General features: G+C 63.3%; 22 protein-coding genes. 7 read left to right on the top strand and 15 right to left on the bottom strand.

Features of this window, described 5'->3' with window-relative positions; genetic code table 11:
- Positions 1-62 precede the first annotated feature (62 nt).
- The 7 genes from ACXAEH_RS15790 to ACXAEH_RS15760 form a co-directional block, all read right to left on the bottom strand.
- Entirely contained in the window at positions 63-1,382 is a 1,320-nt protein-coding gene (locus ACXAEH_RS15790) for a M16 family metallopeptidase (protein WP_475034096.1), read from the bottom strand.
- Positions 1,379-2,722 carry a M16 family metallopeptidase gene (locus ACXAEH_RS15785; protein ID WP_475034095.1) on the bottom strand — a complete coding sequence of 448 codons (1,344 nt, stop codon included), beginning with the start codon at positions 2,720-2,722 and terminating at the stop codon, positions 1,379-1,381. Before ACXAEH_RS15785 ends, ACXAEH_RS15790 begins: the two co-directional genes overlap by 4 nt.
- A gap of 166 nt (positions 2,723-2,888) precedes the next feature.
- The gene (locus ACXAEH_RS15780) at positions 2,889-3,410 is read right to left on the bottom strand and encodes a DUF3035 domain-containing protein (protein ID WP_475034093.1); all 522 of its coding nucleotides are present in this window, start codon (positions 3,408-3,410) and stop codon (positions 2,889-2,891) included.
- Between the two features lie 55 nt (positions 3,411-3,465).
- A complete protein-coding gene (gene lspA, locus ACXAEH_RS15775; RefSeq protein ID WP_475034092.1) occupies positions 3,466-3,948 on the bottom strand; it encodes a signal peptidase II in 483 nt (160 codons plus the stop codon).
- A gap of 13 nt (positions 3,949-3,961) precedes the next feature.
- Positions 3,962-5,551: a bifunctional phosphoribosylaminoimidazolecarboxamide formyltransferase/IMP cyclohydrolase gene (purH, locus tag ACXAEH_RS15770; RefSeq protein ID WP_475034090.1), complete on the bottom strand. Its 1,590-nt coding sequence runs from the start codon at positions 5,549-5,551 to the stop codon at positions 3,962-3,964.
- 24 nt (positions 5,552-5,575) lie between these two features.
- Positions 5,576-7,318, bottom strand: coding sequence for a heparinase II/III family protein (locus ACXAEH_RS15765; protein ID WP_475034089.1), 1,743 nt, complete (start codon positions 7,316-7,318; stop codon positions 5,576-5,578).
- 100 nt (positions 7,319-7,418) lie between these two features.
- Positions 7,419-8,681 (bottom strand): RsmB/NOP family class I SAM-dependent RNA methyltransferase, encoded by a 1,263-nt coding sequence (locus ACXAEH_RS15760; RefSeq protein ID WP_475034088.1) that lies wholly within the window; start codon positions 8,679-8,681, stop codon positions 7,419-7,421.
- Positions 8,682-8,760: 79 nt separating this feature from the next.
- Between ACXAEH_RS15760 and ACXAEH_RS15755 the strand changes: the two genes are divergently transcribed.
- Positions 8,761-8,952: a DUF1674 domain-containing protein gene (locus tag ACXAEH_RS15755; protein WP_475034086.1), complete on the top strand. Its 192-nt coding sequence runs from the start codon at positions 8,761-8,763 to the stop codon at positions 8,950-8,952.
- A 157-nt stretch (positions 8,953-9,109) separates the two neighbouring features.
- On the opposite strand, the gene dapB is transcribed toward ACXAEH_RS15755, so the two are convergent.
- Positions 9,110-9,919, bottom strand: coding sequence for a 4-hydroxy-tetrahydrodipicolinate reductase (gene dapB / locus ACXAEH_RS15750; RefSeq protein ID WP_475034085.1), 810 nt, complete (start codon positions 9,917-9,919; stop codon positions 9,110-9,112).
- 95 nt (positions 9,920-10,014) lie between these two features.
- Here dapB and rbfA point away from each other — a divergent pair, with 95 nt between their 5' ends.
- Both rbfA and ACXAEH_RS15740 read left to right on the top strand, forming a co-directional pair.
- Positions 10,015-10,410, top strand: a complete 396-nt coding sequence (rbfA, locus tag ACXAEH_RS15745) for a 30S ribosome-binding factor RbfA (RefSeq protein WP_039162831.1) — start codon at positions 10,015-10,017, stop codon at positions 10,408-10,410.
- Positions 10,407-11,156, top strand: a complete 750-nt coding sequence (locus tag ACXAEH_RS15740; protein WP_475034084.1) for a phosphodiester glycosidase family protein — start codon at positions 10,407-10,409, stop codon at positions 11,154-11,156. The genes rbfA and ACXAEH_RS15740 overlap by 4 nt, the downstream gene beginning before the upstream one ends.
- 7 nt (positions 11,157-11,163) lie before the next feature.
- Here the strand turns inward: ACXAEH_RS15740 and rarD are convergent, their stop codons facing one another.
- From rarD to mutM, 5 genes are all read right to left on the bottom strand, one after another.
- Positions 11,164-12,066, bottom strand: coding sequence for an EamA family transporter RarD (rarD, locus tag ACXAEH_RS15735; protein WP_475034082.1), 903 nt, complete (start codon positions 12,064-12,066; stop codon positions 11,164-11,166).
- 164 nt (positions 12,067-12,230) lie between these two features.
- Complete coding sequence (dnaA, locus tag ACXAEH_RS15730) at positions 12,231-13,640, bottom strand: chromosomal replication initiator protein DnaA (RefSeq protein WP_475034081.1); 1,410 nt, start codon at positions 13,638-13,640, stop codon at positions 12,231-12,233.
- 547 nt (positions 13,641-14,187) lie between these two features.
- Positions 14,188-14,451, bottom strand: a complete 264-nt coding sequence (rpsT, locus tag ACXAEH_RS15725) for a 30S ribosomal protein S20 (protein WP_475034080.1) — start codon at positions 14,449-14,451, stop codon at positions 14,188-14,190.
- Positions 14,452-14,663: 212 nt separating this feature from the next.
- Positions 14,664-15,440 (bottom strand): enoyl-CoA hydratase, encoded by a 777-nt coding sequence (locus ACXAEH_RS15720; RefSeq protein ID WP_475034079.1) that lies wholly within the window; start codon positions 15,438-15,440, stop codon positions 14,664-14,666.
- 63 nt (positions 15,441-15,503) lie between these two features.
- Positions 15,504-16,355, bottom strand: coding sequence for a bifunctional DNA-formamidopyrimidine glycosylase/DNA-(apurinic or apyrimidinic site) lyase (mutM, locus tag ACXAEH_RS15715; protein ID WP_475034077.1), 852 nt, complete (start codon positions 16,353-16,355; stop codon positions 15,504-15,506).
- Positions 16,356-16,441: 86 nt separating this feature from the next.
- Here mutM and ubiE point away from each other — a divergent pair, with 86 nt between their 5' ends.
- Complete coding sequence (gene ubiE, locus ACXAEH_RS15710) at positions 16,442-17,194, top strand: bifunctional demethylmenaquinone methyltransferase/2-methoxy-6-polyprenyl-1,4-benzoquinol methylase UbiE (RefSeq protein WP_475034076.1); 753 nt, start codon at positions 16,442-16,444, stop codon at positions 17,192-17,194.
- Positions 17,195-17,197: 3 nt separating this feature from the next.
- Positions 17,198-18,727, top strand: a complete 1,530-nt coding sequence (ubiB, locus tag ACXAEH_RS15705) for a 2-polyprenylphenol 6-hydroxylase (RefSeq protein WP_475034075.1) — start codon at positions 17,198-17,200, stop codon at positions 18,725-18,727.
- A gap of 92 nt (positions 18,728-18,819) precedes the next feature.
- Here the strand turns inward: ubiB and ACXAEH_RS15700 are convergent, their stop codons facing one another.
- On the bottom strand, positions 18,820-19,995 hold the full coding sequence (locus ACXAEH_RS15700) for an acetyl-CoA C-acyltransferase family protein (RefSeq protein WP_475034073.1): 1,176 nt from the start codon (positions 19,993-19,995) through the stop codon (positions 18,820-18,822).
- A gap of 194 nt (positions 19,996-20,189) precedes the next feature.
- Between ACXAEH_RS15700 and ACXAEH_RS15695 the strand changes: the two genes are divergently transcribed.
- Positions 20,190-20,756, top strand: a complete 567-nt coding sequence (locus ACXAEH_RS15695) for a helix-turn-helix domain-containing protein (RefSeq protein WP_475034072.1) — start codon at positions 20,190-20,192, stop codon at positions 20,754-20,756.
- A 245-nt stretch (positions 20,757-21,001) separates the two neighbouring features.
- The gene (locus ACXAEH_RS15690) at positions 21,002-21,208 is read left to right on the top strand and encodes a cold-shock protein (RefSeq protein WP_475034071.1); all 207 of its coding nucleotides are present in this window, start codon (positions 21,002-21,004) and stop codon (positions 21,206-21,208) included.
- A 63-nt stretch (positions 21,209-21,271) separates the two neighbouring features.
- On the opposite strand, the gene ACXAEH_RS15685 is transcribed toward ACXAEH_RS15690, so the two are convergent.
- Positions 21,272-21,673, bottom strand: coding sequence for a VOC family protein (locus ACXAEH_RS15685; RefSeq protein WP_475034069.1), 402 nt, complete (start codon positions 21,671-21,673; stop codon positions 21,272-21,274).
- Positions 21,674-21,816 lie beyond the last annotated feature (143 nt).

The raw sequence follows: 21,816 nt of genomic DNA, 5'->3' as shown, positions 1-21,816 counted from the left end.
AAAAACGCCCGCTCCATGCGGGGCGGACGCTGATCGGGACTGATCCATAGCCAGGAGCGGCCTCAGTTCGTGGTCTCCAGCCCTTCCGGGCGGCCGGCGATGGTGAAATGAAGCCCTTCAGGGTCCATGAACTCAGCCGCAAAACGGTTGATGTCTTCCAGGGTGACCGCATTGATGCGGTCGTTGCGGGTTTCCACATAGCTGACTGGCAGATTGTCCATCTGCATCCCCGCCAGGATCGAGGCAATGCGGCCATTGCCGTCAAAGCGCAGCGGGTAAGCGCCGGTCAGATAGGTCTGGGCGTCCTTCAGCTCTTTCGCGGTTACGCCTTCCTCGGCCATGCGGCGCCATTCGCCCCGGATCACCTCCACCGCTTCAGCCATCTTGCCGTTGGCCGAGGCCACCGACCCCATGTAGACCGCTGCCAGATCACGCGGCACCAGATAGGAATAGACCCCGTAGGTCAGTCCGCGCTTTTCCCGCACTTCGGTCATCAGCCGGGTCTCGAAAGAGCCGCCGCCCAGGATCTGGTTCATCACATAGGCGGTAAAGAAATCCGGGTCCTCGCGCTTGATGCCTTTCTGGCCGAACAGGGCCACCGACTGCGGGGTATCAAAGTCGACAACCGTGATACCGCCCTTGATCGTCACGTCAGCCGGGCCCGGGATCGGCGCGCCCTCTGCGGGCAAGGTGCCCAGCAGGTCATCCAGCAGCACGCCCAGTTCCTCGGCGGTGATATCGCCGACCGCACTGACATAGAGCCTGTCGCGGGCAAAAACCGCCTCATAAGCGTCAAAAATGTCCTGACGGCTGAAGGCAGCGACCGTCTCCAGCGTGCCCTTGCCGTCGCTGCCGTAGGGATGCTCGCCAAAGGCCATCCGGGAGAAGGCCTCTCCCGCAATCTTGTTCGGGTTCTTGGCATCCGAACGCAAGCCCGCCAGGACCTGCGCGCGGACCCGGTCCAGCGCGTCCTGATCAAAGCGCGGCTCAAACAGGGTCTGGCGCAGCAGAGCCACGGCGTCGGCGCGGTTTTCGGTCAGGAAACGGGCCGAGATGGACACCGAATCCTTGTCGGCATCATAAGAGAAATCGGCAGCCAGCGATTCCAGCGCGCGGGTATACTCCTGGGCGCCCATATCGCCGGAGCCTTCCTCCAGCAGACCGGTCATCAGATAGACCGAACCGCGCTTGCCCGGTGCATCCAGCGAGGTGCCGCCGCGGAAGCGCAATTCCAGTGCCGAGAAGGGAATCGCGTGATCCTCCACCAGCCAGGCGGTGATGCCGCCGGGCGAGGTCACTTCCTGGATCCTGATGCCGGCCAGGGCGGGCAGCGCCATAAAACAGGCCAGCAACGATGCGGCGAAAAGCTTCAGCGGGTTCATTGGGTCACCTCCTGATCGCGCGTCATCCAGCCTGTTACCGACGCCTGCGGGCGCAGCACTTCCTTGGCGGCGGCGATGATCTCATCCGCCGTGACCGATTGCAGGATTTTCGGCCAGTCCTGCACGTCCTGAACCGTCAGCCCGATGCTGAGCGCCTGGCCATAGCGGTTGGCAATGCCGTTCACATTATCGCGGTCATAAATCTCGGCGGCACGCAGCTGCAGCTTGATCCGCTCCAGCTGGGCCTCGTCCACCCCCTCTTCCAGGAAGCGGGCGATGGTGGCGTCCAGTGCCGCCTCGGCATCTTCCATACTGATCCCTTCGGCCGGGACAACCAGAAAGGTGAAGGACGTGTCATCCAGCGCGCTGCCCGAATAGAAGGCGCCGGTATAGACCGCAACCTGCTGGTCGAATTGCAGCGCGTTGGCCAGATAGGAGGTATTGCCGCCGCCCAGAAGCTCCGCCAGCAGGTAGAGCGCCGCCGCTTTCTCCTGGGCGCCGCTGTCACGCTCGGGCGCCAGGTAGGAGCGCTGCACATAGGGCTGCGCAACCCTGGGATCCTCGAAGGTCAGCCGCCGGGCCGCAGTTTGCGGCGGCTCCTGGCTGCGGAAGCGTTCCGGCAGCTCCGGGTTGGCCGGGATCGCTCCATAGTACTTCTCCGCCAGCGCCTTCACCTCTTCCGGAGCGACATCGCCGGAGACCACCAGGATCGCGTTATTGGGCGCATAGTAGGTCCTGTAAAAGGACAGCGCGTCCGCCATGTCGAGGCTTTCCATCTCGTGGCGCCAGCCAATCACCGGCTGGCCGTAGCGGTGGTTCAGGTACTGCACCGCATGCATCTGCTCGCGGAACAGCGCGACAGGGTCATTGTCGGTGCGCTGGTTGCGCTCCTCCAGGATCACTTCGCGCTCGGTGACGATATCCTCCTCGCTGAGACGGAGGTTGGTCATCCGGTCGCTTTCCATCTGCATCATCAGTTCCAGCCGGTCGGCGGCAACACGCTGAAAGTAAGCAGTATAGTCATAGCTGGTGAAGGCATTGTCCTGGCCGCCATTGGCGCGCACCGTGGCCGACAGCTCGCCCGGTTCCAGCTTGTCAGTGCCCTTGAACAGCAGATGCTCCAGGAAATGGGCTACACCGGACTGGCCCGGCGGTTCATCCGCGGAACCGGCCCGGTACCAGACCATCTGCTGCACCACAGGTGCGCGGTGATCCTCGATCACCACCACATCCATGCCGTTATCCAGGGTAAACGCGGTCACCGCCTCATCTTCGGCCCGCAAAGGGGCGGACAGGGCAGCACTCAGCGCTGCGGCGGCCAATGTGATCCTTCGGATCATCTGGCATCCTCCAATGTTCTGCACCTATGCCCTTGCCCAGGCCGGTGCGGTTACTGCTCTGGCGCCCATTGCAGCCACAAAATGCCGCTGTTGGCCAGCAGAAAGACTGCTGCCAACCTACGCTGCTGCTGGCGTCTTACAAGATCGGCTGGCAGAAAAGTGAGGATCAGAAACCGTCCACGGGCGGTGCCGAGGGTGTAGCAACCCCAGCCCGGCGGAACTGCTCGTTGGCCGTATGCGGATCCAGCGTCTGCTTTTCGTAGAGCTGCTCATAGCGGTCAACCGGGAACAGTTTGATCCGGCCGACCCGGCGGTTGCGGTGGCGGAAGGCTGCATCTTCCTCTGCCACGGTTTCGCGCACTCCCTGCTCGACACCATAACGGCTGGAGGCAGTCACAAGCGCGGCGTCACTGGAAGGCACGCCAGCGCCCGGCACCAGCGCCGAAGGATTGCCGCCCAGGGCAGCCACGGCTTCGGCTTGCGGGTTCGGGTCGGTCAGATTGCCGCCGCCGGGCGTCGGGGCCGGCAGGCTGCTGTAATTTTCCGGCGTGCTCAGCGGCTTGGACGGCAAGACCAGGAATTCATCCGGGCCGGTGCCGGGTTTCTCGATAAGGCGCAGCCCCTTTTGCGCGCAGCCGGCCACTGCCAGCGCGCCAGTCAGAACGATCACACCGAACGGGATCCGCATTGCCCCAAACTCCTGCCTGTTTCCCGGCGCTTTTAAACCATTTGCCGGCCAAGGTCTACGCAGGCTTTTTGCGCCGCCCGTCGAAGAAGATCAGCCCCGCCGCGCCCGCAAAGATAAAAATGTCGGCGACGTTGAACACAAAGGGGTTCTGGATACCGCAGCAGGAGGTGTTGAGGAAATCCAGCACATACCCATAGAGCAGCCGGTCGGCGACATTGCCGAGGGCGCCACCGATCACCATGCCGGCTGACAGCTGCATGCCCCAGACCTTATCCTGCCCCCGGCTGATCCAGACCGCCAGCGCCGCGCAGATCATCACAGACAGGCCGATCAGGATCCAGCGCGCGGCCTCGTCGCCGCCGCCGAACAGGCCGAAATTGATGCCGGTGTTTTCGCCGTAGCGGAAATTGAGCAGCGGCGGCAGCACGTCGATCCGGTGGCGCTGGTCCAGTCCCATCACATGGATCACCCAGTATTTGCTGGCCTGATCGGCCAGCAAGGACAGGGCGGCGCCCCAGATCATGCAACGTGCTGCCATTGTTTCGCTCTGCTTAGTGGCGGAAGTGGCGCATGCCGGTGAACACCATGGCGAGGCCTTTTTCATTGGCCGCCTTGATCACCTCGTCATCACGCATCGAGCCGCCCGGCTGAATGACGCAAGTGCCGCCCGCTGCCGCCGCTTCCAGCAGGCCGTCGGCAAAGGGGAAGAACGCGTCCGAGGCCACCGCACAGCCCTTGGCAAGGCTTTCTTCCAGACCCAGTTCGGCGGCCATGCGGCCTGCCTTGGAAGCGGCCACATTGGCGCTGTCCAGACGGCTCATCTGGCCGGCGCCGACACCGACGGTGGCATTGTCCTTCACATAGACGATGGCGTTGGACTTCACGTGCTTGGCGACCTTCCAGGCAAACAGCAGGTCCTGCATCTGCGCATCAGACGGCGCCTTTTCGGTCACTACTTTCAGGTCATCCATGCCGACGTAGCCGACATCCTTGTCCTGCACCAGCATGCCGCCGGCCACCTGCTTGTAGGCGGTGATTGCTTTGCGCGGGTCGGGCAGGCCGTCGGTCAGCAGCAGGCGCAGGTTTTTCTTGGCGGCAAAGATCTCTTTCGCCTCATCCGATGCGCCCGGCGCAATCACCACTTCGGTGAAGATCTCGGTGATCTTGGCAGCGGTTTCGCCGTCCAGCGGCTGGTTCAGCGCCACAATGCCGCCAAAAGCCGAGGTGCGGTCGCAGTCGAAGGCTTTCTGATAGGCCTCAGCCAGGGTTGCGCCTTTGGCGACACCGCAGGGGTTGGCGTGTTTGATGATTGCCACGGCGGCACTGTCCGCCGGATCAAACTCCGCGACCAGCTCATAGGCCGCGTCGGTGTCGTTGATGTTGTTGTAGCTCAGTTCCTTGCCCTGCAGCTGCACGGCGGTTGCCACGCCCGGACGGTTGGAACCGTCGGTATAGAAGGCCGCTTCCTGATGGCTGTTCTCGCCATAACGCAGGGTCTGCTTCAGCTCGCCGGCAAAGGCACGGCGGCGCGGGGTTTTCTCTTCGATCGCGGAGGCCATCCAGTTCGATACAGCAGCGTCATAGGCAGCGGTGCGGGCATAGGCGGTCTGCGACAGGCGCTGGCGGAAGGCGTAAGAAGTCTGGCCATCGTTGGCGTCCAGCTCTGCCAGCAGCGCGTCATAGTCCTGCACGTCGGTCACGACGTTCACAAACAAGTGGTTCTTGGAGGCCGCGCGGATCATCGCCGGGCCGCCGATGTCGATGTTCTCGATCATCTCATCATAGCCGGCACCGCGCGCCAGCGCTGCCTCGAACGGGTAAAGGTTCACGACCAGCAGGTCGATGGCGCCGATGCCGTGCTCAGTCATCGCAGCAACATGGGTGTCGTTGTCGCGCAGCGCCAGCAGACCGCCATGCACCATCGGGTGCAGGGTCTTGACGCGGCCGTCCATCATTTCCGGAAAGCCGGTCACGTCCGACACGTCCTTGACGGTCAACCCAGCATCGCGCAACGCCTTGGCGGATCCGCCGGTGGACAGCAGTTCAACACCGCGCGCAGCCAGCGCCTTGCCCAGCTCGATCAGGCCGGTCTTGTCGGATACGGAAAGCAGCGCACGGCGTACGGGGTGAAGGTCGGTCATAGCAGGGCAGGTCCTTTTAAAGGCTCAGTCAAACGTCTCGGGTTCGTCCCGGTTCAGGTCTCGCACGGCAACTGCAGTCTCCTGCGCCTTGCTGAGCGTCCACCGGACGCGGGTGGCATACTCCATCGCCCGCCCGGATAAAACGATCTGCTTTGCCGCACGCGGCTTCAAGCGGGTCTTTTCCAGGTAAACGCTCGGCTCCAGCGACAGTTTGCAGGTGCCGTCATGACGGAAAACCCAGATTTCCCCGCTCTTGAGCGCCATGGATACTGCTGCGCCGCCCAAGTCAAGGGCCGTGTCCACTTCGGGGTGCAGATGCAGGCGGAGATCAAAGCCGATACTGCCCTCGGGCGCGGCATCGCGCACCTTGGTGAATCGGCGCCTGGCGGCATCATCAAGTGCCACCAGCATATCTTCGCCGCTCAAGGACCGCCCGTCAAAGGACAGATCCAGCGTGCGTGCATGGGTCAGGCCGAAGTGCGCGGCATAGCCATTGTGCCCGCCTTGGAAGCGGCAGCCATTGGCCAGATCGCTGATCTCCAGAGGCACGTCGTCCGGCGCCTCGATCAGCTCTTCATGGCCGGTGGTTTTGTGCGGCGCGGCCAGCCGGGCGCTGGAATGGCCCTCGATGCACAGGGTGGTATGCGAAGGGGTTGCCCGCCCGGCACGGCGCCATTCGGTGCCAAACGACTCGCCCGAGCCGCAATTCACAATCAAGGGCCGCCGCCCTGAAGTCAGTTCAAAAGCCATGGTCGAGGCGTGGCCGTAGTTCGATGCCTTGCCCTTGGGCGGCGGCGAAGCATCGACAATCACCGAGGTGCGCCGCGCTGACAGGCGGGCAAACCCCATCGCCAGCCCGTCTGCATGGCGCTCGGCTACGTGGCTGGCAGCCAATGCGTGATCCAGCCGCCCTTCCAGCCCGCGGCCGCCGCCATGGAAGCGCGCCAGCCCGCCGTCGCAGTGGCGCAGGGTGCGCAGGGTCGGGGCGATCCTTTCGATGGCCGCGGAATGGGCCGGTGGCACGGCCCGCCCGGCCTCGTGCAAAGCTGCTGCTGCCCAGGTCAGCAGGGTAAAGACCTCCAGCAGCTCCTCGGGGTTACGGGTGGGCAGGCCGCCCTGCTCATCAATCTGCGCTTCGCATTCCGCCGCCAGCGCTTTGACCGCTGGATCCGCCAGCTCTTCACGCCCCTGCAAGGCTAGCCCTGCATAGATCAGCCCGCACAAGGCCTCGAACCTGGGCAGCCCGGGGGCAGCGCCCTGCCAGCGCTGCGCCAGATACCAGGTCTGACGCGCCAAGGAGCCATAGAAAGCCTCGGTTTCCTCCTGCTCCTTGCCGCTCAAGAGGAACAGAGCGTGGTTGATCCAGCGGATCACCCGCCGCCCGGTCAGATCCGGCAGCCAGGCCAGCCCGCCGCCGCGCCCGTGCTGCGCGATCCAACCCCAGACCCAGCGCTGCGCCTTGGCGCGGGCCTTGAAGTCGCCCACGGCGGCCAGGTCGTCGAGCCAGGCAAACCCGTGCCGCTCCGCGTCAAAGGCGGCATCGGGGGCGGTGACCTCCCACAAGCCGGTATCAGGCGATTCGACCAGGTAACCCGCAAACAGGAGATTTCCCGCCACCAGCTGCCGCCCGCGGGCAAAGCTGCCAATGGTGCGCGGTTCAGGCTGTGAGACAAAACCCGTCGCGGCCGGTTGGCTGCGGGCCCGCCAGGCGTAATACCGGTTCAGCAGCCGGGTGCCGCGGCTTGCCATTCTGTCGTAAGTGGACATGCTCTTTTGCCTCGCGCCAGGGATTTACCAGGGCGTTTTAGCGCGAGCATAACGCGGGGTGCGGCGCAAGTCACCGGCGAATGGCGGAGCCGCCCCGGGGTCACGCGGATTTGCGCAAAAGGGCCATGTAGAAACCGTCCATGCCGCCGCGCTCTGCCCAGTAATCGGGGCGCAGCCGCAGCCCGCCTTCCTCGGTGACCCACTCCGGCTCCACACCCGCGATCTGCAGCCCGTCACGGTCAGCCGTCATGTCCCCGAACATCTCCAGCGCTTCCTCGACATGGCATTCGCCCTCATCCGGCAGCAGCGAGCAGGTGCAGAACATCAGCCGCCCGCCGGGCTTCACCAGGCTCCAGGCATGGGCAAGCATCTGTGCTTGCAGCTCGATCAGTTCGCCGAATTCACTGCCGTCCTTGGCTTGCGGCAGATCCGGGTGACGGCGGATGGTGCCGGTGGCGGAGCAAGGCGCATCCAGCAGCACGGCGTCATACTGGCCTTGCTGCTCCAGTGCGTCGCCAACAACCAGCTCCGCCTCCAGCCCGGTGCGGACAAGGTTCTCCTTGAGGCGTGCCATCCGCGGTTCCGACGCATCCACGGCCGTTACTTTTGCACCTGCGGCAGCCATCTGCATGGTCTTGCCGCCCGGCGCGGCACAGAGTTCCAGGATGCTCTCTCCGGCTTGCGCATTCAGGATGCGGGCAGGCAGAGCAGCGGCGGCGTCCTGAACCCACCAGTCCCCGGCTGCATACCCCGGCAGCGCCGACACCTGGCCCGCACTGGCAATCCGCACCGAGCCTGTCGGCAGGCCCTCGCCACCCAAAGCAGAGAGATCAGCGCCCTGCTTGCCGGTCACGTCCAGCGGTGCGCCTGCAAAATGCGCAGCTTCAATGCCCAGCATCACCTCCGCACCCCAGGCCTGCACCAGCGGTTTGCGCAGCCAGTTCGGCAGCCGCGGGGTGCGCAGCTTGGCCCATTCTACCGGGCCATCGTCCGCCACCTTGCGCAGCACCGCATTGACCAGCCCCTTGAGCTGCCCGTGGCGGCGGTGTTTCGAGACAATCGCCACCATCGCATTCACCACCCCATGCGCGGCACCGCCCGAGCACAGTTCCACTGTGCCCAGCCGCAAGGCGTTCCTCACCATCAGCGGCGGGGTTTTCTTCAGATGCTTCTTCAGGATCCGGTCGGCACGCTCCAGCCCGCGCAGGGTTTCCACTGCCAGCCGTTGCGCCCGGGCGCGGTCCTCGGGCGCCAGCTTCTCCAGCGCCCCCGCGGCATAACATTCCGCCAAGAGCCGCCCCTCTCCTAAAACCTGGTCCAGCAGGTAGACAGCGGTGCGGCGGGCGTGATTGGCATCGGACATCTGAGAACTCCTTCAGGCGCCCGGGTTGTTTGCGCCGGACAGGGGCGTATATCATGGCGCGAGCATAAAGGAACCCGCGATGAGCGAAGAGACTGCGCCCGAAAACAAAGACCTGCCGCCCGCCGCCCTGCGCGCCCTGGCCGAGGCAGAGGACCGCCGCAAGGCTGCCGAGGCGCAGGAGCCACGCCCGGCGGAGCTTGGCGGCCGCGACGGCCCTGATCCCGCGCGGTATGGCGACTGGGAAAAAAAGGGCATCGCTGTCGATTTTTGAGACAAGCGCGGGGGCCAGCCCCCGCACCCCCGGAGTATTTGGGGAAAGATGAAAACCCTTGAATTCTCTTTTGTGACAATACTCCCGCCCCGCTGCCCGGCAGGCGGCTTTGCCAGCGAGAGGGGAGGCAGCGGCCCGTCAGGGCCGCATTCTTGCGTTAGAGGCCTAGCACATCCACCATGTCGTACTGGCCCGGGCTTTTGTCCTGGCCCCAGAGCGCGGCTTTCAGCGCGCCGCGGGCAAAGATGGCGCGGTCCGTCGCCATGTGGCGCAGCACGATACGTTCACCCGCAGCGGCAAACAGCACGTCATGCTCGCCCACGATGTCGCCGCCGCGAATGGCGGTAAAGCCGATGTCGCCGCGCTTGCGGGCGCCGGTGATGCCGTCACGGCCGGAATCACGAACGTCGGCCAAATTGACGCCCCGGCCCTCGGCAGCGGCTTCGCCCAGCATCAGGGCGGTGCCCGAAGGCGCGTCCACCTTGTGGTGGTGATGCGCCTCGATCACTTCGATGTCGAAATCCTCGTCCAGAGCTGCCGCGACTTTCTTGGTCAGCTGGGTCAGCAGGTTCACCCCCAGGCTCATGTTGCCCGCCCGCACGATCACCGCGTGGCGGGAGGCCGGCTCCAGCTGGGCGATCTGCTCATCACTCATGCCGGTGGTGCCGATTACATGCACCGCACGGGCCTGGGCTGCGAGCTTGGAAAAGGCCAGCGTTGCCTCGGGTGCAGTGAAGTCGATCACAGCTTGCGCCTTGGAGAAGGCTTCAAGCGCATCCGCGGTCACAGTGACGCCGACCGGCTGGCCGCCCATTGCCTCGCCCACGTCGCGGCCGACCCAATCGTGGCCTTCACGCTCAACCGCGCCTGCCAGCGTGGCCTTGTCGCTTTCCAGCACCGTCTTGATCAGCATCTGCCCCATGCGGCCCGATGCGCCGGTAATCACGATCCCTGGTTTGCGGGTCATTGGCCCATTCCTTTTTCAAACTGGTTCAAGCTGGATTTGTCCTACAGTGCCGGGCAGCGCTTGGCAAAGCCTGCGATCCGGCATAGATCGGAATCATGGCTAAGAACAAATTCCACGACGGCCCCGGGCCCTCCCAGCGCCAGCTTCGCGTCGGCGAACTGATCCGCCGCACCTTGTCCGAGGTGCTGGCGCGCGGCGATGTGCATGACCCGGACCTGAACCGCATGTCGATCACCGTGGGCGAGGTGCGCACCTCACCCGATCTGAAAATCGCCACCGCCTTTGTGCTGCCGCTGGGTGGCAAAGGGCAGGAGGATGTACTGAAATTGCTGGCCCGCAATAAGGCTGAGCTGCGCCGCAGTGTCGGCAAAAAGCTGGGGCTGAAGTTCACCCCCGATCTGCGTTTCCGGCTGGATGAAACCTTCGACCAGATGGATGACACCCGCCGGATGCTGTCCCAGGACGCGGTGCGCCGCGACGTGGAAGAGTGATCCGCCGGGCCGGATTGCTGCTGGCCGCGCTGTGGGCCGCTCCGGCGGCAGGCGCGGTGGATTGCAGCGATGCGGCCTACGGCGGCAACCGCTATTCGATCTGCGAAGTGGATGCGTCACAGGAGCAGCTGCGGTTGTTCCTGCGTGACGGCGAGGGCCAGGTTTACGGGCATTTCTCGACCCTGAATGAAGCACTGGCGGCGGACGGCAAGGCCCTGGCCTTTGCCACAAATGCCGGCATGTATCACGCCGACCGCTCCCCTGTTGGCCTCTATGTCGAGAACGGCGATCAGGAGATGCGGCTGGTGACCAATGCAGGCCCCGGCAATTTCGGCCTGCTGCCCAATGGGGTGTTCTGCATCCGCAAGGGCCGGGCCGATGTGTTTGAAACGCTGGTCTTTGAAAAATCCACCCCGTCCTGCGCCTATGCCACTCAATCCGGGCCGATGCTGGTGATTGATGGCGAATTGCACCCGCGTTTCCTGCCCGATTCGGACAGCTATTATGTGCGCAACGGCGTCGGCACCTCGGCGGATGGCAGCCGGGTGGTCTTTGCCATTTCGCGCAACGCGGTGACCTTCCACCAGTTCGGCAGCCTGTTCCGCGATCATCTGAAGCTGCCAAATGCGCTCTACTTCGACGGTAATATCTCGCGCCTGCACGCGCCGCAGCTGGGGCGCAGCGATGCAGGCTTCATGATGGGGCCGGTTGTGGGTGTGGTTGAGGACGCGCCCGCGGGCGAGTAATCAGGCTCTAACCCGCCCGTTTGCGCATCTGCTGCAGCATCGGCACCGTGTAGATCACCAGCGCCGCCCAGATCATCGGGAAGGCAATCATCCGGGCCCGGCCGAATTCCTCGCCAAACAGCAGCACTGCCGCCAGCATGATCATCGTCGGCGCGATGTATTGCAGGATGCCCATCGTCGACAGCCGCACCAGCTTGGCGCCATTGGCGTAGACAATGAGCGGCACCGCAGTGACCACGCCGCAGCCCAAGAGCAGCGCGGTGTCTGAAAAAGAGACGCCGAAATTGCTGCTGCCGGTCGCGGTGAGATAGGCGAAGTATCCCAGCGCCGGAGGCAGCAGAATCAGTACTTCCAGCAGGAAACCCTGATTGGGTCCGATCGGCAGCGACTTTTTGAAGAAAGCATAGAACCCCCAGGTGAGGGTCAGGCTGACCGCCACCCATGGCACCCGGCCAGCCTCCAGCGTCAGCACCACCACCGCGGCAGCAGCCAAGGCAACCGCAGCCAGCTGTGCCTTGCTGAGCGGCTCGCGCAGCAGCAGCGCCCCCAACGCAATGCTGAACAGCGGATTGATGTAATAGCCAAGCGCCGCGTCCAGCGCCCGCCCGGCAGCGATCGACCAGACGTAGATCCCCCAGTTGACCGAGATCAGAGCCGCGGTGATGCAGGCCATGCCCAGCATCCGCGGGTTCTTCAACGCTGCCCGCAGATCCTTGGTGCGGCGCAGGATGATCAGCAGCGCCCCCGCCACAGGCACCGACCAGATCACCCGGTGGGTGACAATCTCGGCCGCGGGAATATGTGAGAGCGCCTTCATGTAGAGCGGCAGAAAACCCCACAGCAGATAGGCGGTGATGGCAAAGGCCAGCCCGCGGGGGGTGTCCATGTTTTCAGGGGTTTGCTGAGTCATGCGGCGCTCCTGTGCAGGGCGCCGTTATGACTGGTTTTGCGCGGCTTGAAACTTCGTTTTCTGTGATACCGGGCATTCAGCGGCGTTATGGGTACCGGCAGCGCAACAAAAAAACGGCCCCGGAAACCGGAGCCGCAAGTCATGTTTTGGGGTGTGGATGCGCGTCAGGCTTCCAGGGACCGGCGCAGCATTTCCACGTCTTCGGCAATCTGCCCGTCGGTGAGCTTCAGCTCCTCAATGCGCTTGACGCCATGCATCACGGTGGTGTGGTCGCGCCCGCCAAAGCGGCGGCCGATTTCCGGCAGGCTGCGGCTGGTCAGCTGCTTGCACAGATACATCGCCACCTGGCGCGGGCGCGCATAAGAACGCAGGCGCTTGGGGCCGATGATGTCGGACATGCGGATGTTGTAGTACTCCGACACCTTGCGCTGGATCTCCTCGACGGTGATCTTGCGCTCGGAGGCGCGCAGCACGTCAGCCAGGCAATCCTGGGTCAGGTCCATGTCGATCTCGCGGCCGACCAGCGAAGCAAAGGCGAACAGCCGGGTCAGCGCGCCCTCGAGCACACGCACGTTGGTCGAAATACGGTGCGCCAGGAACTCCAGCACGCCGTCGGCAATGCGCAGATCCGGGTAGGTCTCGCGCTGCTGTTGCACCTTGGTCTGCAGGATGCCCAGGCGCAGTTCGTAATCGGTCGGATGCAAGTCTACCACCAAACCGCACTGCAGGCGGGATTTCACCCGGTCCTCCAGGTCCTTGATCTCACCCGGGGCGCGGTCGGCAGAGATGATGATCTGCTTGTTCTGATCCACCAGCGCGTTGAAGGTGTGGAAGAATTCCTCCTGCGTAGAATCCTTGCCCGCGATAAACTGGACGTCATCCACCATCAGCACGTCGACCGAGCGGAACAGGTGCTTGAAGTCCATCATCTTGCGCTCACGCAGAGCCTGCACAAAGCGGTACATGAACTGCTCTGCGGAGAGATACAGCACGTTCAGATGCGGGTTCTTGTCCTTCAGCTCCCAAGCAATGGCGTGCATCAGGTGGGTTTTACCCAAGCCCACGCCGCCATACAGAACCAGCGGGTTGAAGGTCACCGGACCGCCCTCGCCGACACGGCGGGCAGCGGCATGGGCCAGCTCGTTCGGCTTGCCGACCACAAAGCTGTCGAAGGTAAAGCGCGGATCCAGCGGCGCAGCCTGCAGTGCTTCCAGCGTGTCCTTGCCAGCAGCTGCGGCGGGAGCCGCCGCAGGCGCCGTCATGACCTCCAGATCGTCGTGGCCGCCGCCGTAGGACTCAGCCGTGACCGGCTGGGCCGGGCGCGCCGGGCTGTTGGCAGCAACCCTGAAAGCCAAACGCTGCACCGGCTCGCCGGCCATGGTCAGCTCATGCAGGATCAGGTCTGCAAAGTTCTGGCTGACGTAATTTCCCATGAAATTCGTCGGCACTTTGAAGACGGCGGTCCCGCCGTCCACAGTGTCAAATTCAAGAGGCTCAATCCAGGTCGTGTAGTTGTTCTGACCAACCGTCTTCAGCAGCCGGTTCCTGAGCTGTCCCCATTTTTCTTCTGTCATGCTGCGCCTCACGCGTCCCCAAAAAGCAGCGGCCCATTTACCGGGCCAATTCTATCGTTCCCCCCAAATCAGCCGGGGGCCGTTCACGCGCAGGAGCATTGTGTGCGGTCCATTGCTGGCCGCATTGCCCGAAGGCTTTACGTTCGTCTAAGAACAGCAAAAACAGCCGCGAAAGGCGGCATCTGCCGTCACGAACATTGTCGCACACAATTGAGACAAGGCTGCTGCTTGGTAACCAATACAGCAGTGGGTCCCGGACAAATTCGGCACCAGCGTGCCGTCTGTTCCGGACAACCTGACAACCTTGATGCCCGTCAAGATTGCCGCGAGCAGCCTGTCCCCCCAGCGAGTGAATCGCTGACTTATTGGTAGCAATTCGAGGGGGGCAGCAGCAACGAAACTATGATGTTGACTCTGCCTTTGTGGATAAAGAATCTCTCGCGCCCGCAGCAGCCGTCCAAGGCTTTCCCAAAAAAACAAGGCGCTGCAATCTGCAGCGCCCTGACATCTTTTCAACAGTTCTTGAGACCGCCTAAGCGAACAAATCTCAGCCCAGTGCCTTCACGCGCGCGGACAGGCGCGAGATTTTCCGGGAAGCGGTGTTTTTGTGATACACACCCTTGGTGACGCCGCGCATCAGCTCGGGCTGAGCCGCGCGCAGAGCTGCGGTTGCAGCTTCCTTGTCGCCGGAAGCGATGGCTTCTTCTACTTTACGCAGGTAGGTGCGGATGCGCGAACGACGGGCTTTGTTGACGGCAAAGCGCTTTTCGTTCTGACGTGCGCGCTTTTTGGCCTGGGGCGAATTTGCCATGGTGTCTGACCTTATCTTCGGGTTCTGTTTCTATCGGACGCAATGCCAGCCAGCCCCGGATCATCCACCGGTGTGATTTTAGCCAAAGCGGGCTGCACGCGCATGTATGGGGCGGCGTTTATCCAACTCGGTGCAGAATTGCAAGGGCGCCACCCCTGAAAGCCTAACGGCAAGCCTTCAGGCCCGCCGTTCTGCCGTGTTGTGACCAAGCTTTACTTGTCCCGGAACTGCGCCTCGCGCTTTTCCAGGAAAGCTGCCATGCCCTCTTTCTGGTCTTCGGTTGCAAACATCGAGTGAAAGACGCGGCGTTCAAACAGCAGGCCTTCGTTCAGCGGCAGCTCATAGGAGCGGTTCACCAATTCCTTTACCGCCATCGCGGTCAGCAGGGATTTCTCGGCGATCTTATGCGCCGCGGCGGTGGCTTCCTCGATCAGCTTCTTGGCCGGCACCACCCGTGACACCAGACCTGCGCGCTCGGCTTCCTCGGCGTTCATGAAGCGGCCCGTCAGGTTCATGTCCATCGACTTGGACTTGCCCACAAACCGGGTCAGCCGCTGAGTGCCGCCAATGCCGGCCACAACGCCGAGGTTGATTTCGGGCTGGCCGAACTTGGCGGTTTCGGCGGCGATGATGAAATCGCACAGCATCGCCAGCTCGCAGCCGCCGCCCAGCGCATAACCCGCAACCGCCGCGATCACCGGCTTGCGGATCGCCGAGATCCGGTCGTTGGCATCGGCAAACAGGTTGGTGGCAAACACTTCGGTAAAGCTCAGCTCCGACATCTCCTTGATGTCGGCGCCGGCGGCAAAGGCCTTCTCGGAGCCGGTCAGCACAATGCAGCGCACCTTGTCGCTGGCATCAGCTTCCTCAAGAGCATCGCAAAGCTCGCCAATGAGCTCCTGGTTGAGCGCGTTCATCGCCTCTGGGCGGTTCAGTTTAATAAGGCAAACGTGGTCCTGCACATCGACGGTGATCGTCTCGTAGGCCATGATTTCTCTTTCGGTTGTTCCGTTCAGTCCCGAGTCCTTACCAAAAGGGTCCCCCTGATCAAGCTATCTTTGGCACTTTACACAGTAGAAGGTGGAGCGCCCGGACTGGGTGATTCTGGCAATTGACCCGGCGCAACCCGCGCGCCTGCACGGTTCGCCCTCGCGCCCGTAGGCGTCAAAGGAGTGCTGGAAATATCCAAGTTCACCAGAGGCTTGCCGGAAATCTTTCAGCGACGATCCCCCCGCCTGGATTGCGTCCTGCAGCACTTCGCGGATGATCGGCACCAGGGCTGCCACCCGTTGCGCGGCAATCTGCCCGGCCTTGCGGCGTGGCGAAATTCCCGCACGGAACAACGCTTCGCAGACGTAGATGTTACCAAGGCCCGCGATGATTCCCTGATCCAGTAATGCCGATTTCACCGGCGTGTTGCGCCCCTGGAAGGCCGCCACCAGGTGATCCTCATGGAAATCATTGCCCAAGGGCTCCGGCCCCAGCACCGCCAGCAGTTTGTGCGACTCGGCCGTCGCAGTCTCCAGCAGATCCATCGCCCCGAACCGGCGCGGATCGTTGAAGGTGATGCGGGCGCCGTTGTCCATGTCCAGCACCACATGGTCGTGCTTTTCCGCCTGCGGGTGCTCATGGGCAAACTGCCCCAGCGGATCGCCAGACACCGTCATACGTCCCGACATGCCGAGGTGAATGAGCAGAGTCTCATCTGTGTCGAGATCGGCCAGGATGTATTTCGACCGCCGCCGCAGCGCATTGACCTTTGCCCCGGTCAGCCGCTCCGCCATCCGATCCGGAAACGGCCAGCGCAGATCCGGGCGGTTCACGGACGCCTTTGTGATCACCGCCCCCTCCATCGCAGGCGCCAAACCGCGTTTCACCGTCTCGACCTCGGGCAATTCTGGCATTACACCCCTCCTGAACCAACGGGCCGCATTGTGCCTGCCCTACAGCGCCTTATAACAAGGGCGGAATTCAGCAAACGGCAAGCCTCATGAGCGATAGCAGCGACAATACCACCCATTTCGGGTTCGAAACCGTCCGCGAGGAGGAGAAGGCAGGCCGCGTGCAGGGGGTCTTCAATTCGGTCGCCTCGAAATACGACATCATGAACGATGTGATGAGCGTGGGCATCCACCGGGTCTGGAAAGACGCGATGATGGACTGGCTGGCGCCGCGCCCGGGCCAGCGGCTCTTGGATGTGGCCGGCGGCACCGGCGACATTTCCTTCCGCTTCCTGAAACGCGCAGGGTCCGGCCATTCCACCGTGCTCGACCTCACCCGCCCGATGCTGGAAGAAGGCCGCAAACGCGCCGAGGCCGAGCAGATGGCCGACAGCCTCGACTGGGTCACTGGCGACGCGATGAAACTGCCGTTCAAGGACAACACTTTTGATGTCTATACGATCTCCTTCGGCATCCGGAACGTGACCCGCCCGCAGGAGGCCCTGAACGAAGCCTACCGGGTGCTGCGCCCCGGCGGGCGGCTGATGGTGCTGGAGTTCTCGCAACTGCCGAACGACGGGCTGCAAAAGCTCTATGACCTCTATTCCTTCAACGTGATCCCGCGGATGGGGCAGATGATTGCGGGCGACTACGACAGCTATCAGTACCTGGTGGAATCGATCCGCAACTTCCCCGACCAGGAAACCTTCCTGGGCATGGTGAAACAGGCAGGGTTCGACAACGCCAAATACCGCAACCTGTCTATGGGCATCGCCGCCCTGCACTCCGGCTGGAAGATCTGATCCATGCGCGGCCCTCATAATATCCTGCGCCTGATCCGCACAGGCGCCACCTTTGAGCGCACTGGCGCCATGCATTCGGTGCTGGAGGCGTTCGAGGCGCCCAAACCCCTCCGGATGCTGGCGCGGGCCTTAGGCTGGCCGTTCAAATGGCTGGGCTACAAGGGCGACCCCGCGATGCCGCCGGAAACCCGCGCCCTGAACGCGCTGGGGCCTGCCTACATCAAGTTCGGGCAGGTTCTCTCGACCCGGCCTGACGTTGTGGGCAAGGATCTGGCCAACCAGCTGCGCGTGCTGCAGGACAAGCTGCCGCCGTTCTCCCGCGCCGAAGCGCTGGCCGAGGTGGAAAAGGAACTGGGCCGCCCGGCCTCGGAAATCTTCTCGGACTTCAGCGACCCTGTGGCCGCCGCCTCCATCGCCCAGGTCCACCGTGCCACCCTGGCCGAGACCGGCGAGGGAGTGGCGGTCAAAGTGCTGCGCCCGGGCATCGAGCGCGCTTTCAACAAGGACGTGGACGCCTTCTATTTCGCCGCCCGCATCGTCGACCTGTTCGCCCCCGGCGCCCGCCGCCTGAAACCGATGGATGTGATCGAGCATTTCGACGGCGTTGTGCAGGGTGAACTGGACCTGCGGCTGGAAAGTGCCGCGGCTTCGGAATTTGCCGCCAACACCACCAAAGACGAAGGCTTCCAGCTGCCGGAAATCCGTTGGGCCTATTCCGCCCGCCGGGTGATGACCATGGGCTGGGCCGACGGCATCGCGCTTGGCGACAATGACGCGCTGGATGCGGCAGGCCACGACCGCAAGATCCTGGCCGACCGGGTGCTGTCATTGTTCCTGCGCCACGCGCTGCGCGACGGTTTCTTCCACGCCGACATGCACCAGGGCAACCTCAAGGTGGCCAGCAACGGTGACATCATCGCCTATGACTTCGGCATCATGGGCCACATCGACGAATACACCCGCCGGGTCTATGCCGAGATCCTCTATGGCTTCATCAAGCGCGATTACAAACGTGTGGCCGAGGTGCATTTCGAGGCCGGCTATGTGCCCGCCAACCGCGATGTCGACGAATTCGCCCGCGCCCTGCGCGCCGTGGGCGAGCCGATCTTCGGCATGGATGCCTCGCAAATCTCCATGGGACGGCTGCTGAACTATCTGTTTGAAGTCACAGAACGTTTCGGCATGGAAACCCGCACCGAACTGATCCTGCTGCAGCGTACCATGGTGGTGGTCGAGGGGGTCGCGCGTTCGCTGGACCCGCATATCAACATCTGGGAAGCCGCCCGTCCGGTGGTCGAGGATTACATCAAGAAATCCATCGGCCCGCGCGCGGTGGCCTCCGACCTCCTGGACACCGCCAAGGTGATGGCCCGCTTTGGCCCGCGCCTGCCAGCCCTGGTCGAACAGGCACTGATCGCCCAGGCCCAGCAGAACGGGGTCCAGAACCGCGGGCCCCGCGCCTGGCTCGCCCCTGCCCTTGCCGGAGCTGCCGGCGGTGCAGGCCTTCTTGCGGTGGTCCTGCTGCTGATCTGAGCACTGGCAAGACCTGCCGCTTCTTTCTGGTCAAAAATACTCCGGGGGGAGCGCCGTAAGGCGCGAGGGGGCAGCGCCCCCTCTTCTGCCGGTTACAGCCGCTCTATCGCCAGCGCGATGCCCTGGCCGCCGCCGATGCACATGGTGACCAGCCCTTTGGAGCCGCCAGTGCGTTCCAGTTCATACAGTGTTTTCAAAGTGATGATCGCCCCGGTTGCTCCTACCGGGTGACCCAGAGCAATGGCGCCCCCGTTGGGGTTTACCTTGGCCGGATCCAGCCCCAGCTCCTTGTTCACCGCCAGCGCCTGGGCGGCAAAGGCTTCGTTTGATTCGATCACGTCGAAATCACCCGCTGACAAACCGGTTTTCTCCAGCAGGTTCCGCACCGCGGGCACCGGGCCAATGCCCATCACTTCGGGACGCACGCCTGCATGGGCATAGCCCAGAATCCGGGCCTTGGGTTTCAGCCCGGCCCGCTCAGCCGCCGCCGCCGTGGCCAGCACCATCGCCGCCGCACCATCGTTAATTCCACTGGCATTTCCGGCAGTTACCCGGCCGTCCTTCTGAAAGACCGCCTTCAAGCCCGCCAGTTTCTCCAGCGAGGTGCCCTTGGGGTGCTCGTCCACTTCAAACGGCACCAGATCGCGTTTGATCTTCACCTCCACCGGCGTGATCTGCGATTTGAAATGCCCCGCCTCGATTGCCCCGGCGGCGCGGGTCTGGCTGGCGAGGGCAAATTCATCCATCTGGGCGCGGGTGATGCCGTGTTCATCGGCGACATTCTCGGCCGTTACCCCCATGTGGCCGGTGCCAAAGGGGCAGTTCAGCGCACCCAGCATCATGTCGAGCGATTTCACATCGCCCATCTTCGCCCCCCAGCGGCTTTGCTGGATGATGTAAGGGCTGCGCGACATGTTCTCAGCGCCCCCCGCCAGGGCAAATTCCGCATCTCCCATGGCAAGTGACTGATAAGCCGATACAATTGCCTGCACGCCAGAACCGCAGAGGCGATTCACGTTCATCGCCGGCACTGCATCCGGCACTCCTGCCTGCATCGCTGCAACCCGGCTCAGATACATGTCGCGGGGTTCGGTGTTGATGATGTGGCCGAACACCACATGGCCGATCTGACCGCCCTCCACCCCAGAGCGTTCCAGCGCCGCCTTGGAGACGGTTGCGGCCAGGTCGATGGGCGCGGTGCCCGCCAAAGCGCCGCCGAAAGTGCCGATGGCGGTGCGGGCGCCGTCCAGGATCACGATGTCGGTCATTGTCTCATTCCTCCTCAGGTCCAGCGCCACTATGCACCCGCAGCATGGGCCTGTCTGCCCGGACGTGCCGTCATTGAAACGCTGCGTCACCACCCGTGCACCCCTTGTACACCCCCTGTGCACCGCCGCGGCGCAGCATCCGCGTTTTGCCAGAGCATTTGACAAATCCGCCTCGCCGGCGCAGAGAATCCGTCATGACGGAAAACACAGACGATATCCTGACCCTGCTGCCCGCCCGCCTGAAGGAGGCACGCCGCGCGCAAGGCCTGAGCCTGGAAGCGGTGGCGAACCTGTCCGGCGTCAGCCGCTCGATGGTGAGCCAGATCGAGCGCGGCGAAAGCTCCCCTACCATTGCAACGCTGTGGAACCTGACGCGCGCCTTGCAGGTGGATTTTGCCGGGCTTCTGGAAGCAGGCGACATGCAGGACCGGATCGAGGTGCTGCGCGCGAGCGACGTGCCCAAGATCGAGAACATGGGCCAGGGCTGCCGCATCCGCATCCTGTCGCCGCCAGAGGAGGCCGGCGGGCATGAGGTCTATGACATCCGGTTCGATCAGGGCGGCGCGCTGGTCAGCCAGCCCCACACCCGCGGCGCGGTGGAGCAGCTGACGGTGCTGGAAGGCGAGATCGCGGTGAGTTCCGGCAATGCCAAGGACCAGCTGCAGGCCGGCGACACCGCCCGCTATGCCGCCGATGTGGCCCATTCGATCACCGCCCCCGAGGGGCCTGCGCGGGTGTTTCTGATCGTGAAGAATGCGTAAGGCAGGTTTTTCATCCTGAGCTTACAAGACACTCCGGCTTTCATCGGCCTAAAACCCCCACCTTGTGCCTTTTATGCACATTCCCCTTGAACAACTCGGGGGGACAGACCATATGAAGGGCGCTAACGTTATTCTTGTCGATCCACTGTCTCCCGTTTTCGCGGCGTTATCAGTCTCTCGATCCAGACCGACTACGCCAGGCTGCCGCACCAACGCGGGCAGCACATACTTAGGAGACTACGGATATGGCCACCGGCACCGTAAAATGGTTCAACACCACCAAAGGCTACGGCTTCATCGCACCCGACGGCGGCAGCAAAGATGTGTTCGTGCACATTTCCGCTGTTGAGCGTTCCGGCCTGACCGGCCTGGCAGACAACCAGAAAGTCACTTTCGACATCGAGCCCGGCCGTGACGGCCGCGAGTTGGCTGTGAACCTGTCGCTGGACTAAGCCAGACAGCTTTGCTGATTGGAAGCGCGGCTCCCTTTGGGGGCCGCGTTTTCTTTTGGGGTGTCAGCCTTTGTTGTTTTCATCCCAAAGCCTGGGTTCCCACAGCTCCACCTTGTTGCCTTCCGGGTCCATGATCCAGAGGAAGCGACCATTTTCGTGCGTCTCAGGGCCTTGCAGGATCGGGATGCCCGCCGCCGTCAGCTGCGCGATCATGCCGTCCATGTCATCGATGCGGTAGTTGATCATGAAGGAGGCCCCGCTGGGGCTGAACCAGGTGCTGTCCGGATCAGCCGCGGCCCAGACGGTGAGACCGCCGTCCTCACTCCTGTCCTCTTGCCAGTTCAGAATGGCACCGCCGAAGTCCGTCAGCTCCAGCCCGAGGTGGCCGCGGTACCATGCGGCCAGCGCCTGGGCACCGCCGCGGGCCTTGATGAATACGCCGCCGATGCCGGTGACCTTTGCCATGGCTGTGCCCTCCCTGCCTTTGGCAGATAGTCCGCTTTGGCGGATTTCCACCCGCATCATCCGGTTTCACGGATTTTTTTCCGGGATAGTGAATTCCTGTATTCCGGACGGACGTCCGTTATGATAGACACGCGACTCGAGAC

The sequence above is a fragment of the Leisingera sp. ABM4_060 genome, from assembly GCF_056158765.1.
This window is presented reverse-complemented; position numbering and strand designations above follow the sequence as displayed.

Excerpts from the sequence above, each read along its gene's own strand:
- ACXAEH_RS15790 (WP_475034096.1), bottom strand. The coding sequence starts at position 1,382 with ATGAACCCGCTGAAGCTTTTCGCCGCATCGTTGCTGGCCTGTTTTATG.
- ACXAEH_RS15785 (WP_475034095.1), bottom strand. The coding sequence starts at position 2,722 with ATGATCCGAAGGATCACATTGGCCGCCGCAGCGCTGAGTGCTGCCCTG.
- ACXAEH_RS15780 (WP_475034093.1), bottom strand. The coding sequence starts at position 3,410 with ATGCGGATCCCGTTCGGTGTGATCGTTCTGACTGGCGCGCTGGCAGTG.
- lspA (WP_475034092.1), bottom strand. The coding sequence starts at position 3,948 with ATGGCAGCACGTTGCATGATCTGGGGCGCCGCCCTGTCCTTGCTGGCC.
- purH (WP_475034090.1), bottom strand. The coding sequence starts at position 5,551 with ATGACCGACCTTCACCCCGTACGCCGTGCGCTGCTTTCCGTATCCGAC.
- ACXAEH_RS15765 (WP_475034089.1), bottom strand. The coding sequence starts at position 7,318 with ATGTCCACTTACGACAGAATGGCAAGCCGCGGCACCCGGCTGCTGAAC.
- ACXAEH_RS15760 (WP_475034088.1), bottom strand. The coding sequence starts at position 8,681 with ATGTCCGATGCCAATCACGCCCGCCGCACCGCTGTCTACCTGCTGGAC.
- ACXAEH_RS15755 (WP_475034086.1), top strand. The coding sequence starts at position 8,761 with ATGAGCGAAGAGACTGCGCCCGAAAACAAAGACCTGCCGCCCGCCGCC.
- dapB (WP_475034085.1), bottom strand. The coding sequence starts at position 9,919 with ATGACCCGCAAACCAGGGATCGTGATTACCGGCGCATCGGGCCGCATG.
- rbfA (WP_039162831.1), top strand. The coding sequence starts at position 10,015 with ATGGCTAAGAACAAATTCCACGACGGCCCCGGGCCCTCCCAGCGCCAG.
- rarD (WP_475034082.1), bottom strand. The coding sequence starts at position 12,066 with ATGACTCAGCAAACCCCTGAAAACATGGACACCCCCCGCGGGCTGGCC.
- dnaA (WP_475034081.1), bottom strand. The coding sequence starts at position 13,640 with ATGACAGAAGAAAAATGGGGACAGCTCAGGAACCGGCTGCTGAAGACG.
- rpsT (WP_475034080.1), bottom strand. The coding sequence starts at position 14,451 with ATGGCAAATTCGCCCCAGGCCAAAAAGCGCGCACGTCAGAACGAAAAG.
- ACXAEH_RS15720 (WP_475034079.1), bottom strand. The coding sequence starts at position 15,440 with ATGGCCTACGAGACGATCACCGTCGATGTGCAGGACCACGTTTGCCTT.
- mutM (WP_475034077.1), bottom strand. The coding sequence starts at position 16,355 with ATGCCAGAATTGCCCGAGGTCGAGACGGTGAAACGCGGTTTGGCGCCT.
- ubiE (WP_475034076.1), top strand. The coding sequence starts at position 16,442 with ATGAGCGATAGCAGCGACAATACCACCCATTTCGGGTTCGAAACCGTC.
- ubiB (WP_475034075.1), top strand. The coding sequence starts at position 17,198 with ATGCGCGGCCCTCATAATATCCTGCGCCTGATCCGCACAGGCGCCACC.
- ACXAEH_RS15700 (WP_475034073.1), bottom strand. The coding sequence starts at position 19,995 with ATGACCGACATCGTGATCCTGGACGGCGCCCGCACCGCCATCGGCACT.
- ACXAEH_RS15695 (WP_475034072.1), top strand. The coding sequence starts at position 20,190 with ATGACGGAAAACACAGACGATATCCTGACCCTGCTGCCCGCCCGCCTG.
- ACXAEH_RS15690 (WP_475034071.1), top strand. The coding sequence starts at position 21,002 with ATGGCCACCGGCACCGTAAAATGGTTCAACACCACCAAAGGCTACGGC.
- ACXAEH_RS15685 (WP_475034069.1), bottom strand. The coding sequence starts at position 21,673 with ATGGCAAAGGTCACCGGCATCGGCGGCGTATTCATCAAGGCCCGCGGC.